Genomic DNA, 14,478 nt, shown 5'->3' with positions numbered 1-14,478 from the left:
TCATACATGAAAGGAGAAAAAATGATGAACAGCAAAATATGTGCTGCACAGACGAGCGTAAAACGGTCGGCTGATCGTACAATTGATGAATGGAACAATTCAAAAATTGGGAAGATTGCCGGCGGGATTATGATGCTATCTGCTGTGGCAACATCGATGTCCCCGGTTTTTGCATCCGGTGATATTAAGAGCGCATATGTGGATCTCGCAAATACATTTTTTCAGTTGATCCAATCGCTTTTTGGTGTCACTTGTTGCGTGGTTGTTCTGGTATCGTTATTCCTTATGCTGATTGCAACGGATGATCGTGGTGTTCAGTCTGGAATTCACAGAATCAAAATTGCGGTTGCTTGTCTTGTGATTGCTTATCTCGTACCATTCATTATCCAGAAGATTTTGGATGCTCTGAAAGGAAATAATAGTACAACGATCAACAACCTGGATCTTCCGACCTGACTTTTGACTGGGAGAAACATAAAAGGGCAGGGATTCGTCCCTGCCCCATATTTTTATAATTCTTTCATGTGTGATTTTTACCAAGACAAAGTTAAGAAAAACACAACATTTTTGAGGTGTAAAAAATGGCAGACACAAACAATGACCTGGTCTTGCTGACGATGCCGGTGTCAAGCATGTATGGTGCTTCGAGCGGAAAAATATTCGGAATCAGCATGTTTAATGTACTGGAAGCAATCCTTATGACAGGGATTACATTGCTGATTATTACATCAACTCCTCTTACCGGGATGTTAAAAATCATTGCTTCTCTGTTCTACGGAATCCCGATTTTTGCTTTCAATATTGCCGGGATACATCATGAGGATTTTATCCGCTATACCATAGGGCTTGTGAAGAGAAAGCGGAAAGGGTCAAAAAGAAAATTATATACGCCAATAAAATCCGTGATTGAAGATGAAAAGAAACAGAATGAAAAGGTAGCTGAAGTTACAAAGCGCGATGTGAAAGAGTCAATATTATGGCGATTAGCAGAAAAACTGGAACAGTAGATAAAAGTACGCAGGAATGGCTGCCGAAAATGACAGTAAGAAACGGGATGGTCATTTTGGACGACGAAATCGGTGCCAGAAAGTACGTAAAGGTTATCGATGTCAGACCGATTCCATTTTACACCCTGCCGGAAGAAGAGAAGGAACGAATTTATACTGCGTTTAATGAGTGGGTTCGTACTGCGCCGAAAAACTGGGGTATGTGCGCTACAACCATGGAAACAGATATTGAAGGGCTTGTACGCTATATCGAAAATCAGTCGGAAAAAGAAAACAGCGAAAAGGTAAAAGAAGAGATTGATAAATATACAGATTGGATGCGATCGATTTCGAGAAAGCAAACGGTAGACAGAAAAACGTATATTTTCTTCGAATATGAAGCTACAGAAGATGAACAGGCAGAGAGTGAAGAAGAGATTGCTTACTATCTTTCGGACAGAGTAGAGCAATACTCTGTGGTCTTTTCCGGGATGGGCATTGGAATTAACGAGCATAAAGATGATTATGATGAGTTTCTGATGGAGATGCTCTACCGGTATATGAATCGAAAAACATCAAAGAATGTCCCGTTTGCGGACAGACAAGCATTTATGGAGAACGATGCCTGTATCCTTCAAAACTCATATAGTCCAAATGTGGATATCCGAAATTACCTTGCTCCGAGTTATGTTGATGACAGACACGAGCAATATGTAGTGATTGATGGAATTTATTACACCATGTTGTATATGCAACCGCTTACCATGCCTTTGTCCGCTGCTATTGGATGGTTGGATGGTATTACTGCATTTGGCACATCGGTTTCGTTTAGTATTCAGTTCGAAAAGATGTCGCACGATTTTACGCTGAATCGCCTGGAACAATCGGAAAGAATCACAAAAGCCATGATCCGGGATTCCCGTAGTGGGGGGATTCAAGAAGACAGACGACGACGGGCAAACAATATCCAATATGTCACCGATCGTATGAGAAGCGATGAGGATCTATGGAAAACAGTACTGGTTGTTGCACTGTCTGCGAATACTCTGAAAGATTTAATGAGCTTGAAACGGAACTTCATACAGGCCATGCGGCGAGGGCATATCCGAATGATTGAATGTTACAATCGGATGTCAGATGCTTTTTTTATGACGATGCCGATTTCATACCGAAACAGGCCAATATGTTCCTACGCAGAGAATGATTTCCTTACGAGTGCGGTAGCAACCACGTTCTTATTTACAGACTATAACATCAATGATCCGCACGGGGCCGTGCTGGCAATCGATGAAGCAGGTAAACTCGTTCGATTTGATCCATTTAATACGGATGCACGAACTAACGCGAATGGGATTGTTGTCGGTATTTCCGGATCCGGAAAAACATTCGCGATGAACGTTCTTTTGAGACATATGCGATTGATGGGAATGAAAATGCGGTTGATTCTTCCAATCAAGGGCGATATCGACTATCATCGATCCACAGATTCGGTTGATGGGGAGTTCGTATCACTGATGCCTGGATCACAATCTTGTGTCAATATTTTCGAAATCCGATTGCAGGATGACGCAGATGAGAGTCTGATTGCTGGCGGCGCATTTACTCATAAATCTTTACTGGCAGCAAAAATTGAAGAAATCCGTGCATGGCTGGTGCTGCGATCTCGTCAGACGATGAAAATGGACGAGAAAAACATGGTGGATCAGGTCCTTTATGACATGTATGAGGATTACGGAATCACAGAAGACAACGCTTCCGTCAAACGATTTGTAGAATCCGGAAAACCTTTTCCAACATTCTCAGATTTTGACCGATATCTTGCCGAGGTCGAGGAGCTCAAAGTCGTCAGAAACTCTATTCAGATGTTCGTCCACGGCCGATGCAAAAATTTGAACGGACAAACAAATGTTGATCTTAATAACAAATGGATCGCATTTGATGTTGATAAAAATGTGTGTGGCGATATGTTGGCTGAATATTACTTCATTGCAATGAGTATTTGCAATGCAGATGCTCATCGAAGTCGTACAGAATATGTACTTCTGTTTTATGACGAAGTGCAGGAGGTGACAAGAGTTCCGGAAACAGCAGCTTCTATTGATGAACAATACGCGACAATGCGAGGATATGGTTCAGGTGTATGGTGCGCAACGCAACAGGTTGGAAAATTGACACAGATGGATATGGGCGGTGAAGTATCGCATACCATTGTTTCAAATGCGGCAACAAAAATTATCATGCAGACCGATCCATCGGAAGCAAAAGAAGTGAACCGGATGTTTGATCTTTCGCCTGATGAGCTGAAATATGTGACGCAATCGCATAAAGGAAGTGGACTGTTTATCGCAGGTGGCGCTCATTCCCGGATGAAATTCATTGCAACGCAGGATGAATTCTGGACGTTTAATACGGACCCGAAAATGGAAAAAAAGCGTCAGGAATACCTGGGTCTGACAAGACTGGAACAAAGTTGATGATTTGCTTCCGGCGTAGGGCGAATTTTACTATCACGGTGATAGTAAACAAAGAATCACAGAAGAGCGGGGCTAAAAAGGGGGATAAAAGATGTCAGTTTTCCATCAGGTCTACCAACAGACCATATTTGATATTGTCAATCATTTCCAGACAATCACTGTAGAACAAATCATGGAGATTATGCATCCGGAAAACTCAGAAAAGGATTCCAAAATACGATTTGCTCTTTTCCAAATGATAAAAAGCGGACTGATTAAATGCAGCGATGATGGTACGGTCATTAAACTTACAGATCGGACTCCAGTAAGAGATACCTTATTGGATTGTATATGGGTTGCCATGGAATTGGCTTGCGCGAATGATGACGAAGAGGATGTATCGTTGAAAGATAAATTCCAATGCATCACAGCCGCAGCTCCTTTTTCGAGACCATTAAAAATTGTATATGCAAGTCCGGATAATAACAGCGTGTATTATATTGCCGCTATAAAAGAAAACCGGGCAAACGAAGCACATGTATTGCATGAACACCTGCGAAATGCCCTGAATGATTATGATGGTCAGGGAGCAGCAAAGGTAAAAGTAATTATGGTCACCTGGGATCATGAAACCGCACAAGCCATCCCGCCAATGCCTGAATTTGATGTCATGACAGTTGTACTTACCCGCCCATTTGCAAGGGAATTAGATCATAATGTAAAGCCGGACATTGAAGTTTATAAAGTTACGAAGGCTTCGCAATCCATAAAGAAGGAAATTGAAGATAATAAATGATAAGCAAACTAAAAAAAGATGTACAGCAGGTAAATCATTATTTGGAACTACTCGAGGGTAGTGGAACCGAAGAGGAAAAAAACGAGATTTGTTATCGGTTAATTACTCGTATGGAAGAAATGACGGTGGATGCCAGAAACCAATTTCCCGTGCAGGCTTATCAATATACGAGCGATCATACTTGTGAGTTTGAAGATATTGATAAAAATGAAAAGTTTAGTATCTGCTATCACATAGATAATGGGGTACTCCATTTGATGATTCCACGTATGATCGCATGGAAAAGAAGTGATCATAAGCTCGTAAAAGCATATTATGGAAGATTTCGGGAAGAATTTCTTCATATTGTTCGATTATCAAGATTTACCCTTCCAGAGCAGTTTGTTATCTGGTACAGGCATTGCTACAAAGGTAGTCTAAATGGACGCGATGTTCTTGACCATGACAATATTGAAACAAAGATCATGACGGATCTTCTTTGTCGGTGTTTTGGCATGGATGATTCACCAATGCATTGCGAGACATATGTATCCTCCATAGGAAACCGAGAGGATTGCAGCGAAATATTTTTAATCCCAAAAGATAAATTTATGGAATATTACAGGAGAATTAATACCAAATGAGTAGCGGACGAAAGTTCTTTTTGCCGGGGAGCCCTTCAAGAACCATAATGAACCTTGTATTCTATTGTGGTTGCCTGCCGTATCGCTGCCTAAGCCTTTTCAAAGATAATGCAAATACATTCCGCCGTTCTGCGTTAGAACTTGTAAATAATGGATATCTGGAAGAAGTACGCTATAAAGGAGATACGAGAGTAGGTATCCGCACATTGATCCCAACAAAAATGGCAATATCAATGGGAAATTATTCAAAAGAGTTTTTTCAGGGGCAGGAATTTTTTGTAGCTCATGGGACAAACCGAATGCGGACAGATTCAGGCGAAAGACAAACACAATCAGAAATAAAAAGAGAACAGTTGATTCAGAGAAATCTAACAACGTCAGAAGCAGCAGCTTTTTTTGTTTCGACAGCCGGGTATGCAGATGATTGTATATTATCAGACAAGGATATACAGATTCTCCCTGGATTTAAGGCCGGGTATGAAATCTTATCGGATAGCGCAACAATCAGCGTTAATAAAGCGGAGTATTTCAGACCAAACGGACTAAATATTGAACCAAACACATGCGCTTTTTATACGAGCTGGGAATTGAAAATGGGACTTCCGGATGCTCAGGCAAGGGCGTGCAATGGTCGGATTCAGGGAATGATATTCAATGGTGGTCATGTATATTCGGTTTTGAACATGCCAGGAAAGTTTCCTGTTCTGATCCGTGGCAGTGCCGAACTGGATACAAGGCTGACTTTAACAAATGCTATGCAGAAGTTTTGTACGGAGGAGGTGCGGCTGGAAAATCAGTCTACTGTCATTCTTGCTGCAAGACAAGACCTGATCTGGAATTTGCTAAAAGGATCTGATGGAGGACGGGATAAGGTAAAAACATATTATTCGATTGATGAAGGATCTATTTTTCCAAGAGAGTCTTTGTATTTTCCATTATCGAGAGAAGGTGCTATGGCTTTTTCCATGATTCTGACAAGCGGAGGACGCCAGCGATTGATTACTCTTTACGCACATGCTCCGAAGAAGACAAGTGGAAATATTACCTGCGACTATGAAGAGGACAACCTTCATGTTTTATGTTTCCTGATTCCCGATTTATATCGGTTACGAATGTTTACGCAATCTGCTGCTTACTATAAGGATCAAGGATTTGTAATCTACTGTTACTCATTTATGGAACAATTGGTTCTTCGATATATAAAAGCGTATTCGAACATCAAGGTTATTGGGATTCCTGTCGAGCAGGTTTTTGCAGATTTTAAGACTTCTAAGCGAGGATTCTCGGCCATTTATAGCCGAGAAGGTGACAAAAGCATCGTTGGAGAACACGTATGAGAAATTTTTATGAAAAACTCTTGTTTTTGCGTAGGGAGCATAAAAGAGGGCTTATTCGTGGCTGTTTGATCCTGATTGCAGTTGATGTGATGATATCAGCAGAAATATTTGGGGCATCCAGCGAAATTATGGATGGGGAAATGCACGTTAGTTTTTTCGAAAAAATTCTTTCAGCCTTTCAGCATCCACTAGCTATGCTCATTTTGTACTTCATTTTGTTTTCTCTCATGTATTGGGGAATGACAAAACTATGGTATGAAGAGGACACAGATGATGATCCGCGCGAGTTTGCCGAATCTGGAGAGCATGGAACAGCAAGGCAGATGAGTGATACGGAAGCCGAAAACTACTATTTAGTCAAGGATATTGACGATGAGAATACGAAAAATACTATCATCGGATGGCAGAATAAAAATCTGCGGAAAGTTTATACTTTTGATCCGGAATACACTGGATTGAACGAACATATGACAGTATGTGCTACATCTGGTGCCGGCAAAACGAAATCGGTAGTATTTCCTCTGATTTTTCAAATTTTACGCAGAGGAGAATCTTTTGTAGTTACAGATACATCCGGCGAGGCTGCCGAAAATCTTCAGGGGATTTGCAGAAAAAAAGGGTATGAAGTACGGATTATTAATTTCATAGATCCGATTCATTCAGATGGGATTAATCCATTGACGTTATTCGATTATTCCAGAGATCCGGTGCAGACTGCCGAAACAATTGCAAATCTGATTGCTGCGAACTGTGCAGAGGAAAACTATTTCTCACAGGCTACCGAATCTTTTTTATCATTCCTTCTCGTTTATGTGGCAAAGCCCTGGGCAGATAAAAGTGAAGGCGGATGCAGCAATGATAAAAATATGCGTAATCTTCCAGCGCTGTATCAACATGCATTGAAATCTGCCTCTGAATTAAAAAAGCTTCTTAGTACTATCGACCGGCAAAATCCTGCAAGGATTGCAGCAGCGTCTTGGGCAGAGTCGGACAGTAAGCATCAGGAACAGACAAGGATGACAGTGCAGGCATGGATGTCAGCTTTGTCAATCCCATCCGTAGTGGAAATGCTTTCGCATAATGACACCAGCCTTATTGCGCCAGGATTAAAAAAATGCGCTTACTTTATTTCTGTTCCTGCGAATGTCCATAGTATGAACTGGCTGGCGGCAGTGATCTACAGCTGCATGATTGATGCACTGGCAAATGGAGTTGCTTATAGTCAGCCGGGACAGAGACTTCCCGTTCCGGTCAACCTGATTATGGATGAGTTTCCTTCGATTTTCCATATGGTGAACTGGTCCGGCGTATTGAATAACGTACGAAAGAATCGAATCCATATTTCGATGTTTTTTCAATCTCTGCAAGACATTATGCGTACTTATCCATATGAATATCGAACGATTTTCAATGTATCTCATCTAAACATCTTTATGGGAACGAATGACGCAGAAACAGCAAAGTTCTATTCAGATTGGACAGGCGAAGCTACCGCATACACAGAACGTAAAACGACCTTTGCAAGAGGTTTGCTGCAGGCTCCGACTACGGCAGTATCCACGACATCAACGAATGCGCTGACGCCTGATATGATAATGCGGCTTAACGAAAAGCGTAATTCGCATTACGCACTTATCTTTGCGTACGGGCAGCACTACAAGAAAGTATCAACCGTCTACTGGGCGGATCATCCATACTATAAGGAATGTGATTCCGAACCGGTAATCAATCATATACCGCAGTGGAAAATGGACAAAGGGAAGGCGGATATTGAACCTGAACCTCCAGTATTGGATTCAGGGCCAAAAGGTATCCCCGAAGGAAATGATAATCAGCCTGGGCAAAATCATAACCACAACAATCCAGGAGACGACGGACAGGCAGGAAAACCTTATGGGGACGACAATGGAAAGAAACCAAAAACCAGAGACAATACGCCGAAGCATCATTCGCCAATGTCCGGTTTTTGATTTTTGTAATTTAACTCTTATTTATCAGAACACGAAAGGAGTCTAGGTATGAGTGAGCAGGATAAGGTAGGAATGGATATGGCACTGGGAAGCACAGATTCTATGGAGAAGCCCGATAGCGCAGAGGAAACGGTAGAAATGAAGGTGAATGCCGGGGATTCTGATCTTGAACTGGACGAGGCTGTTATTTCAGATGAGGGGGACATGGAAATCAAGGAATCTAAGGACATTGCTCCCGAAGAAATGACAAAATTTAGTAAAAGCGAAATCAAGAAGATGGCAGAAGAAAATGAAAAGGAAATCGAACAGGAGGAACAAGCTGCAGATGCGGCTTCTGTATCTGTCAATGACAACCGCACACTTGATGAAAATGGAGCACAAGTGGTTACCGGCAGCAGACGGAGCATCCGAAAGACATATTCCGCTCCCCGAATTCGTGCGATTGACGGATTGAATGGAACGGAATTCATGGATACCACGGCTATCCTTCGTAAGTATCTTGCGGATTATACCTATGCTGCGAGTTCATTCCATGATGGCCACGGTCTTATTATGAAAGGCACGGTTGCGTCCGTAACCAATAACATGGTACTTCGTAATAAAAAAGGCGAACAGCGCAGAATGCCGATGCTGGTCGTTGCGGATGGGCCTATCGCCGTTTATATTCCGATCAGTAAGTTCACGAGAAGAAGAGTAAATGAGGATGGAACAGCGCAGGAAGATGGACGTAATAATGAGATTAGCGTAATTGCTAACCAGCGTATCGGTTCCGAAGTGGAATATATGGTACAGCGTTTTGATCAGACAAAGCGGATTGCTCTCGCGACCAGGCTTCCTGTTCTCGATCGGAAAGCGACAAGATATTATATGACACCTGTTCGTGGCGGCGGATATATGATAAATGAAGGCGACATTGTAGAGGCGCGAGTCATCTATATGACTGCAAATTATCTTGGTATAGAGGCATTCGGCGTTGAAGCGTCCATTCCGGTAGGCGAGGTTACATGGTCACGAGTGTATAACCTGTATGATTATTACAGGGAGAAGGGCATCAGTAATATGGTCGGAAAAACAGTGCCCGTAAAAGTCATGAAAATTAATCGAAATCCTCTCGAAGTTACATTTTCTGTAAAAAGAGGATCATTCGATGAAAGAGCGCTTTATGTTGGACATCTTCATCCCAGGGATAATGTCAAAGGTACGATCTCCGTTGTGGAAAATGGCCGGATTTTTGCAAAACTGAATGGACTGCCATTTGACTGCCTGTGCAATCTGAACCGTGACTTTTTTAATATTCCTTCTGTGGGAACAACTGTTATGATCAATCTGCATGAAATCAACGTAAAGAAAGACGAGTATGGTGATCCGAAATATGAAATTAACGGTTATATCACGAATATCCTTGGTTGATTTTTTGACAAAATCATAATGTATAAATAATTAAGATATATTATATAGACATCAGAGGAGGGACTTATGGGAAAGAAGCGGATTACAGCGATTGCTGCGGTTCTCATTATTTCCATCACTACATTAAGTGGATGCGGAGACAATATCATATTCAAAAATAAAAACGTTCAGCAGACAAAGTATTCTGTAGCTACGTTGGATACTCTCATGAGTGACCTCTTCTATGTGAAGGATGGAACAAGATTTTACCCAATGCATACGTTTGGCGGGGAGTCTGCGCAATACGCTCCGGATCCGTCTAACGATAACATCCTGCTGTTTGCAAAACAGGAAAAGAATATTCCGGTTTTGTATCAGAATGAAACGGTATGCGTAAAAAGCGGGGATGATTCCGTATACCAAACGCTGCTTGTAGAACGATACAAACCGGTAGGATGGACACTTGGCATCCGCGCAATGACGTATAACGATTCCGGTGATTATTTTACGGCCAGCAAAAATAACCTGAAAGACAAGTCGTCTATGTCAGCGGTCACGGACAAATACATAAACGGGGATAATTTCAATATCCGGACCATTGATGGCAAACGATTTTCCCTTACTAAAGCCGGTACGGTAAATAATCTTACCAAAGGCAAAGATTATACCCTAGGTGTGTTTGTGGGTTCGGAATATGCGGATATGAAAGCTTATGCAGACAGCCATCTCTATGAATCATCAGAAACCTTTAATCTTGATCCATTGGAGCTTACGACGATCGGATATGTGGAATATCAGATGCCGGAGGATGCAAAAAGCGGGCTTTATCTGTTGGGTGACGCCGGCTATTTTCTTTACATTGCAGATCGAAAAGCGAGTGCGAAAGATCTTGAAAGCTATGATCTTACGGAACCGAATTTGTTTGATGGTATTACACATTCCATTGATGATACGTTGAAGAAAACGGAGAATACGAAAAAATTCAGAATCAAAAGCAATGTAAATCAAACCTCTGTACGTCTCTCCTATTCCGAGGACTTTATTCAGGTCGATTCCGCCTATATTCTGACGCCCAATGGCAGGAAGATAGAAATTGATATGAATACGGGTTCAGCAGATATTAATAATCCGGAAGAAGGCGAATATAAGGTTGTAATGTATGGCTATAACACAATGGATGTAGATGTTACGCATTCCGATGACAACGAAGAAGTGAAAGAAGAAGAAGATACAAAACCAACACCAACTCCGACACCCACTCCGACGCCAAGTGCATCTCCAAGTGTGACGCCGAAAGCAGAACCTTCAAAGGAAACACCCATCGAGGCACAAACAGTAACACCGGTGCCGACACAACAGACTTCGCAGAAGGATGTATCCGGTGGGGGCACGGTTCAGCAGATACAACCACAGGTACAACCACAGGTACAACCACAGGTACAGACACAGCAGCCGGTACAAGAACCACAATATACGTACACGCAGCCAAACACAACGGAACAAAACAATGATGAATACTATTACACTCCGGAAGAAGATCCGCTGGAGGAAGGAGAAATTGGTGATACCACACCGGGCTAAGGGAAAAAGAATGATAAAAAAGAAAAAAAGATGCCTTACGCCGATCTTGCTTGTTGCGTTCCTGCTTGCCGGCTGCGGATCAAACGAAACCGATGTGTACCTGAGTAAGGTGCCGGAGGGCATGCAATACGTATATGGATTGAAGTCGAGTGCCTTTTGCATCCCAAGTGAATATGCGGATTTTATCGATGTGAAAACTCCGGATGACATGCTGAATCTTAATGCTGGATATCATCTGGAAACGGATAAGGCAGATGCGTATGTTACACGGGATTATGGAATTTATGGAGAATGTTTCCTGGACGGCACGTATGCAGATGTAGAGAAATTACAGGATGCCATTGAATTAGCTTCTAATATCCGGCTTTCTGATATTTCATCCGTATCTTATTATCACGATTCCTATAGAGATATGTCAAAAGGAATTTATACATGTCATATGGAGGCGTTATACAATACGACGTATTTTTCAGATTTTGACGGATACCTGGCATTGATCGCCAAGGATAGTAAAACGATGGTGTATTATGCCGGGACAAAAGGAGAAGTATCAAAAAATGAAATGTTAGCGGCAAAATCACTTGTGTATAACGAATATGCTTTCCATACAAATAAGGGACAAACGGATAAGCCAAAACGCGATCTTTCTGCAGAAGAGGGCTCAATCGGAGATTATGTAAAAACGGAGGTCTATTATCGGGGACAGACTACAGAAAAAGTGGCAATGGGTTTGAAGCTTGACCGGTTGGAAAAGGCAGATCCGCAGGAGGTGGATTTGTCAGAAACTCCATTAAATGGCAAACGGCTGCCGGAATTAGATAGTGACCATGAATATGTGAGAGCTGTGTTTGACATAGACAGTCAGGGATACGACATCAGTGAAGACGTTCCGGATTTCCGTATAAGGCTCTGCGAGCCTTCAGGAGACGATTTAAAAGATAACCCTTATACATATTGCCTTAATACAGAAAACGGCAAAATAACGCTTCTGTGCGTTGTACAGAGAGAAAAAACCGTAAACTTTGCCGTTGGACTTAACCATGCGGTGATTACGGGTGGGACTATAAAAAAATGAGAGAAGAGGGGAGGGCTGCATATGACCGGACAAAAGCTGAAGATTGTGCTTTCGTCGCTGGAGAAATATACAGGGTATGAGGATGCGTCGGATCCTTATTTTCTTCGAATGGTCAATCGAAATAAAAAAGCCATGAATGGAAGGTATCTTCCACAGACCGGAAGAGATTCGGCAGTGATCGAAATCTTTAATCTGAACCGCACGGGAATGGAAATAGCTGTAAGTGGGATTCACAACCTGGCCCATCATATCATTTTTTGTAAATATGGCAGTGAAAAACATTCCAAGAGTTTTTATCGTTGCATGTTTCAGCTGCTGTCTGTTGCAGTTCGACTCGGATACATCCAGTATCAAAAGGTTTCTTACCTGCCGGAGATAAAGCAGATGGCAATGATAACAGGACCGGTTACTGATGCATACAGCTGCGAAAAAGCAGTCAATGCGGATCTTGTGACATTGGTTGTTGATAATTCAAAGTGTAAGACCGGAACCAGGGATATGTTGCGTGAAAACGGGTTTACTTACAGTCCAGTTGAACAGCTCTGGGAAAAGAACGCATATGCAGACGATGGAAGAGAACTAGAGACAAGATTTAAGAAGATTGAACGCATCCGTGTTAAAAGCTATCCCTTCACAGATCTTGTACATGACCCGATTATAACCGTCAAAGTTGAGGGTAAAACATATGAATATCGAGATTATTTAGCAAAGAACGGCTATCGCTATTCGGGAATTTGGAATAAGAAGATCAGAGCAAAATACTATGTTACGGAGAAGAAAACCGTGGAAAGCCATCGGGGTCTCTTTCTTCGTGAAATGGAGGCTGATAAAAGTGAGCATTGAAATCTTCGGATTCGAGCGGTGGACATTACTTGGCCCGGATATAGAGAACACCAAACAACCGCGTAGACCGTATGTAAAAGTTCTTTTAGGTGAGTCCCGGCAGGCAGCAAATGTCAGAAATATTACCGTAACAATGTATAAGGATGTTTTTGACGGCTTAAGGAATGGAGTGTATACTGCCGCGTTTACGATTACATCAGACAATCGGAGGATCTTTAAAGTGTACTGGAATGGCAGTGAAATTGAATTTCAGTGTAATCCGGAAGAAACAGAAAAAAAGGAAGCTGAAGATCAGAATTCATCGCATTCGCAGGGCGGATCAAATCAGCAAAAGAAGAGCAGACTCGGGAACTTTTAGAGGGAGGTGAAAACATGAGTAAACCTGTAAATATTGTTGTTGATAATAAGATGGCCGAACATTTTCTCAAAGTGGACAGCAGATGCGTATGTTGCGGAGCTGAGGTTCCGGAAGGGTGGATGGTATGTCTGGATTGTATGCAGAATAGTCAGGAAAATGTCACTCACAAGACAGATAATAAAACCAGACGGGATTGTTCAGATGGAAGGTACGAAAATGCGTAATATATATTTTGTGGCGGTGCACGATGGTTTCTTTCTAATTGCTGATTCTAAGGAGGAAATGTTGGATTTGAAAAAGAAATACAGCGATGTATACTTTCGAGGATTTAAAAACCGCGGGGCTGCAGAACGATTCGTTTCAACCATGGCGAAGAACAGATACACCGGTTATCACATTGACGAATAAATGCATAGCATCAGGAAAAGAGAAAGCGTATGGAAAACTTGCTTGATCAAGTTACGGAGAGTGTAAAAATGACGGAATATGCAACCGGAAATATAGGATATCTTATTCTGGCATGTGTTTGTTTTTACCTCTCTTTATTGCTGCTGATTACAGCAAAATCACAAGATATAACATTGGCTGTTTATCGATTGCGAATAAGGAAACAGGAGATTATTCACACTCTTAAGATTCATACAGCAAGAAAAATCAAGAGAACGATAACAAAAGCTGAAATGCGAAAGGAGATTAAAAATGAAAGAGAAAATGAAGAAGATGATGACTGAGGTAGTAACTGTTTTTATAGCAATAGAGATGGGATTGTCCGGATTTGTCGTACCTGCCTTTGCAGATGGAATTAACACCGGGGAATCTTCCGGTACAAGCACGCTCGTCAAGGTAGCAGGCGGACTTCATTCCCTGATGATTATCATGACGATTATTGTAGCGGTAGCCCTGGTTGTTTTCTTTATTTGGTATAAGCATGGAGGGAAAAAACACTGATACATGGAAAACCTGTTTAACACTCTTCTGCTGTTCGGCTTAATCATGTCGGGCGTAGAGGGGATCTTCAGAGGAGGCGTGAAAAGATTTGCAAATGCAGCTGCTTTAATTCTTGCCGT

Annotated in this window: 15 protein-coding genes; all 15 read left to right on the top strand. The window is 41.9% G+C overall.

Features of this window, described 5'->3' with window-relative positions:
- Positions 1–21: 21 nt before the first annotated feature.
- The 15 genes from ACTQZS_RS08355 (at position 22) to ACTQZS_RS08285 (ending at position 14,359) form a co-directional block, all read left to right on the top strand.
- On the top strand, positions 22–456 hold the full coding sequence (locus ACTQZS_RS08355) for a hypothetical protein (protein WP_441475414.1): 435 nt from the start codon (positions 22–24) through the stop codon (positions 454–456).
- Positions 457–581: 125 nt separating this feature from the next.
- On the top strand, positions 582–1,007 hold the full coding sequence (locus tag ACTQZS_RS08350) for a hypothetical protein (protein WP_441475413.1): 426 nt from the start codon (positions 582–584) through the stop codon (positions 1,005–1,007).
- A complete protein-coding gene (locus tag ACTQZS_RS08345; protein ID WP_441475412.1) occupies positions 977–3,460 on the top strand; it encodes a type IV secretion system DNA-binding domain-containing protein in 2,484 nt (827 codons plus the stop codon). The genes ACTQZS_RS08350 and ACTQZS_RS08345 overlap by 31 nt, the downstream gene beginning before the upstream one ends.
- 91 nt (positions 3,461–3,551) lie before the next feature.
- Entirely contained in the window at positions 3,552–4,235 is a 684-nt protein-coding gene (locus ACTQZS_RS08340) for a hypothetical protein (protein ID WP_441475411.1), read from the top strand.
- Positions 4,232–4,858: a DUF6100 family protein gene (locus ACTQZS_RS08335; protein WP_441475410.1), complete on the top strand. Its 627-nt coding sequence runs from the start codon at positions 4,232–4,234 to the stop codon at positions 4,856–4,858. The genes ACTQZS_RS08340 and ACTQZS_RS08335 overlap by 4 nt, the downstream gene beginning before the upstream one ends.
- Positions 4,855–6,195, top strand: coding sequence for a hypothetical protein (locus ACTQZS_RS08330; RefSeq protein WP_441475409.1), 1,341 nt, complete (start codon positions 4,855–4,857; stop codon positions 6,193–6,195). The genes ACTQZS_RS08335 and ACTQZS_RS08330 overlap by 4 nt, the downstream gene beginning before the upstream one ends.
- Positions 6,192–8,165: a type IV secretory system conjugative DNA transfer family protein gene (locus ACTQZS_RS08325; RefSeq protein WP_441475408.1), complete on the top strand. Its 1,974-nt coding sequence runs from the start codon at positions 6,192–6,194 to the stop codon at positions 8,163–8,165. The genes ACTQZS_RS08330 and ACTQZS_RS08325 overlap by 4 nt, the downstream gene beginning before the upstream one ends.
- 48 nt (positions 8,166–8,213) lie before the next feature.
- The gene (locus tag ACTQZS_RS08320; protein WP_441475407.1) at positions 8,214–9,575 is read left to right on the top strand and encodes a hypothetical protein; all 1,362 of its coding nucleotides are present in this window, start codon (positions 8,214–8,216) and stop codon (positions 9,573–9,575) included.
- 66 nt (positions 9,576–9,641) lie between these two features.
- Positions 9,642–11,135: a hypothetical protein gene (locus ACTQZS_RS08315; RefSeq protein WP_441475406.1), complete on the top strand. Its 1,494-nt coding sequence runs from the start codon at positions 9,642–9,644 to the stop codon at positions 11,133–11,135.
- 208 nt (positions 11,136–11,343) lie between these two features.
- A complete protein-coding gene (locus ACTQZS_RS08310) occupies positions 11,344–12,210 on the top strand; it encodes a hypothetical protein (protein ID WP_441475405.1) in 867 nt (288 codons plus the stop codon).
- A gap of 21 nt (positions 12,211–12,231) precedes the next feature.
- Positions 12,232–13,053, top strand: coding sequence for a hypothetical protein (locus tag ACTQZS_RS08305; protein WP_441475404.1), 822 nt, complete (start codon positions 12,232–12,234; stop codon positions 13,051–13,053).
- 372 nt (positions 13,054–13,425) lie between these two features.
- Positions 13,426–13,635 (top strand): hypothetical protein, encoded by a 210-nt coding sequence (locus tag ACTQZS_RS08300; RefSeq protein ID WP_441475403.1) that lies wholly within the window; start codon positions 13,426–13,428, stop codon positions 13,633–13,635.
- The gene (locus tag ACTQZS_RS08295; RefSeq protein WP_441475402.1) at positions 13,628–13,819 is read left to right on the top strand and encodes a hypothetical protein; all 192 of its coding nucleotides are present in this window, start codon (positions 13,628–13,630) and stop codon (positions 13,817–13,819) included. The genes ACTQZS_RS08300 and ACTQZS_RS08295 overlap by 8 nt, the downstream gene beginning before the upstream one ends.
- Positions 13,820–13,848: 29 nt before the next feature.
- The gene (locus ACTQZS_RS08290; RefSeq protein ID WP_441475401.1) at positions 13,849–14,142 is read left to right on the top strand and encodes a hypothetical protein; all 294 of its coding nucleotides are present in this window, start codon (positions 13,849–13,851) and stop codon (positions 14,140–14,142) included.
- A complete protein-coding gene (locus ACTQZS_RS08285) occupies positions 14,111–14,359 on the top strand; it encodes a hypothetical protein (RefSeq protein WP_441475400.1) in 249 nt (82 codons plus the stop codon). Before ACTQZS_RS08290 ends, ACTQZS_RS08285 begins: the two co-directional genes overlap by 32 nt.
- The last annotated feature ends 119 nt before the right edge of the window (positions 14,360–14,478 follow it).

Origin of the sequence: Bilifractor sp. LCP19S3_H10 (assembly GCF_052119185.1) — a bacterium.
Taxonomy (GTDB): Bacteria; Bacillota; Clostridia; order Lachnospirales; family Lachnospiraceae; genus Bilifractor.
Note: the sequence above shows the minus strand (reverse complement) of the source record. Positions and strands in the feature narration are given on the sequence as shown.

Excerpts from the sequence above, each read along its gene's own strand:
- ACTQZS_RS08305 (WP_441475404.1), top strand. The coding sequence starts at position 12,232 with ATGACCGGACAAAAGCTGAAGATTGTGCTTTCGTCGCTGGAGAAATAT.
- ACTQZS_RS08350 (WP_441475413.1), top strand. The coding sequence starts at position 582 with ATGGCAGACACAAACAATGACCTGGTCTTGCTGACGATGCCGGTGTCA.
- ACTQZS_RS08290 (WP_441475401.1), top strand. The coding sequence starts at position 13,849 with ATGGAAAACTTGCTTGATCAAGTTACGGAGAGTGTAAAAATGACGGAA.
- ACTQZS_RS08295 (WP_441475402.1), top strand. The coding sequence starts at position 13,628 with ATGCGTAATATATATTTTGTGGCGGTGCACGATGGTTTCTTTCTAATT.
- ACTQZS_RS08285 (WP_441475400.1), top strand. The coding sequence starts at position 14,111 with ATGAAAGAGAAAATGAAGAAGATGATGACTGAGGTAGTAACTGTTTTT.
- ACTQZS_RS08340 (WP_441475411.1), top strand. The coding sequence starts at position 3,552 with ATGTCAGTTTTCCATCAGGTCTACCAACAGACCATATTTGATATTGTC.
- ACTQZS_RS08355 (WP_441475414.1), top strand. The coding sequence starts at position 22 with ATGATGAACAGCAAAATATGTGCTGCACAGACGAGCGTAAAACGGTCG.
- ACTQZS_RS08345 (WP_441475412.1), top strand. The coding sequence starts at position 977 with ATGGCGATTAGCAGAAAAACTGGAACAGTAGATAAAAGTACGCAGGAA.
- ACTQZS_RS08325 (WP_441475408.1), top strand. The coding sequence starts at position 6,192 with ATGAGAAATTTTTATGAAAAACTCTTGTTTTTGCGTAGGGAGCATAAA.
- ACTQZS_RS08330 (WP_441475409.1), top strand. The coding sequence starts at position 4,855 with ATGAGTAGCGGACGAAAGTTCTTTTTGCCGGGGAGCCCTTCAAGAACC.
- ACTQZS_RS08335 (WP_441475410.1), top strand. The coding sequence starts at position 4,232 with ATGATAAGCAAACTAAAAAAAGATGTACAGCAGGTAAATCATTATTTG.
- ACTQZS_RS08315 (WP_441475406.1), top strand. The coding sequence starts at position 9,642 with ATGGGAAAGAAGCGGATTACAGCGATTGCTGCGGTTCTCATTATTTCC.
- ACTQZS_RS08300 (WP_441475403.1), top strand. The coding sequence starts at position 13,426 with ATGAGTAAACCTGTAAATATTGTTGTTGATAATAAGATGGCCGAACAT.
- ACTQZS_RS08320 (WP_441475407.1), top strand. The coding sequence starts at position 8,214 with ATGAGTGAGCAGGATAAGGTAGGAATGGATATGGCACTGGGAAGCACA.
- ACTQZS_RS08310 (WP_441475405.1), top strand. The coding sequence starts at position 11,344 with ATGCTGAATCTTAATGCTGGATATCATCTGGAAACGGATAAGGCAGAT.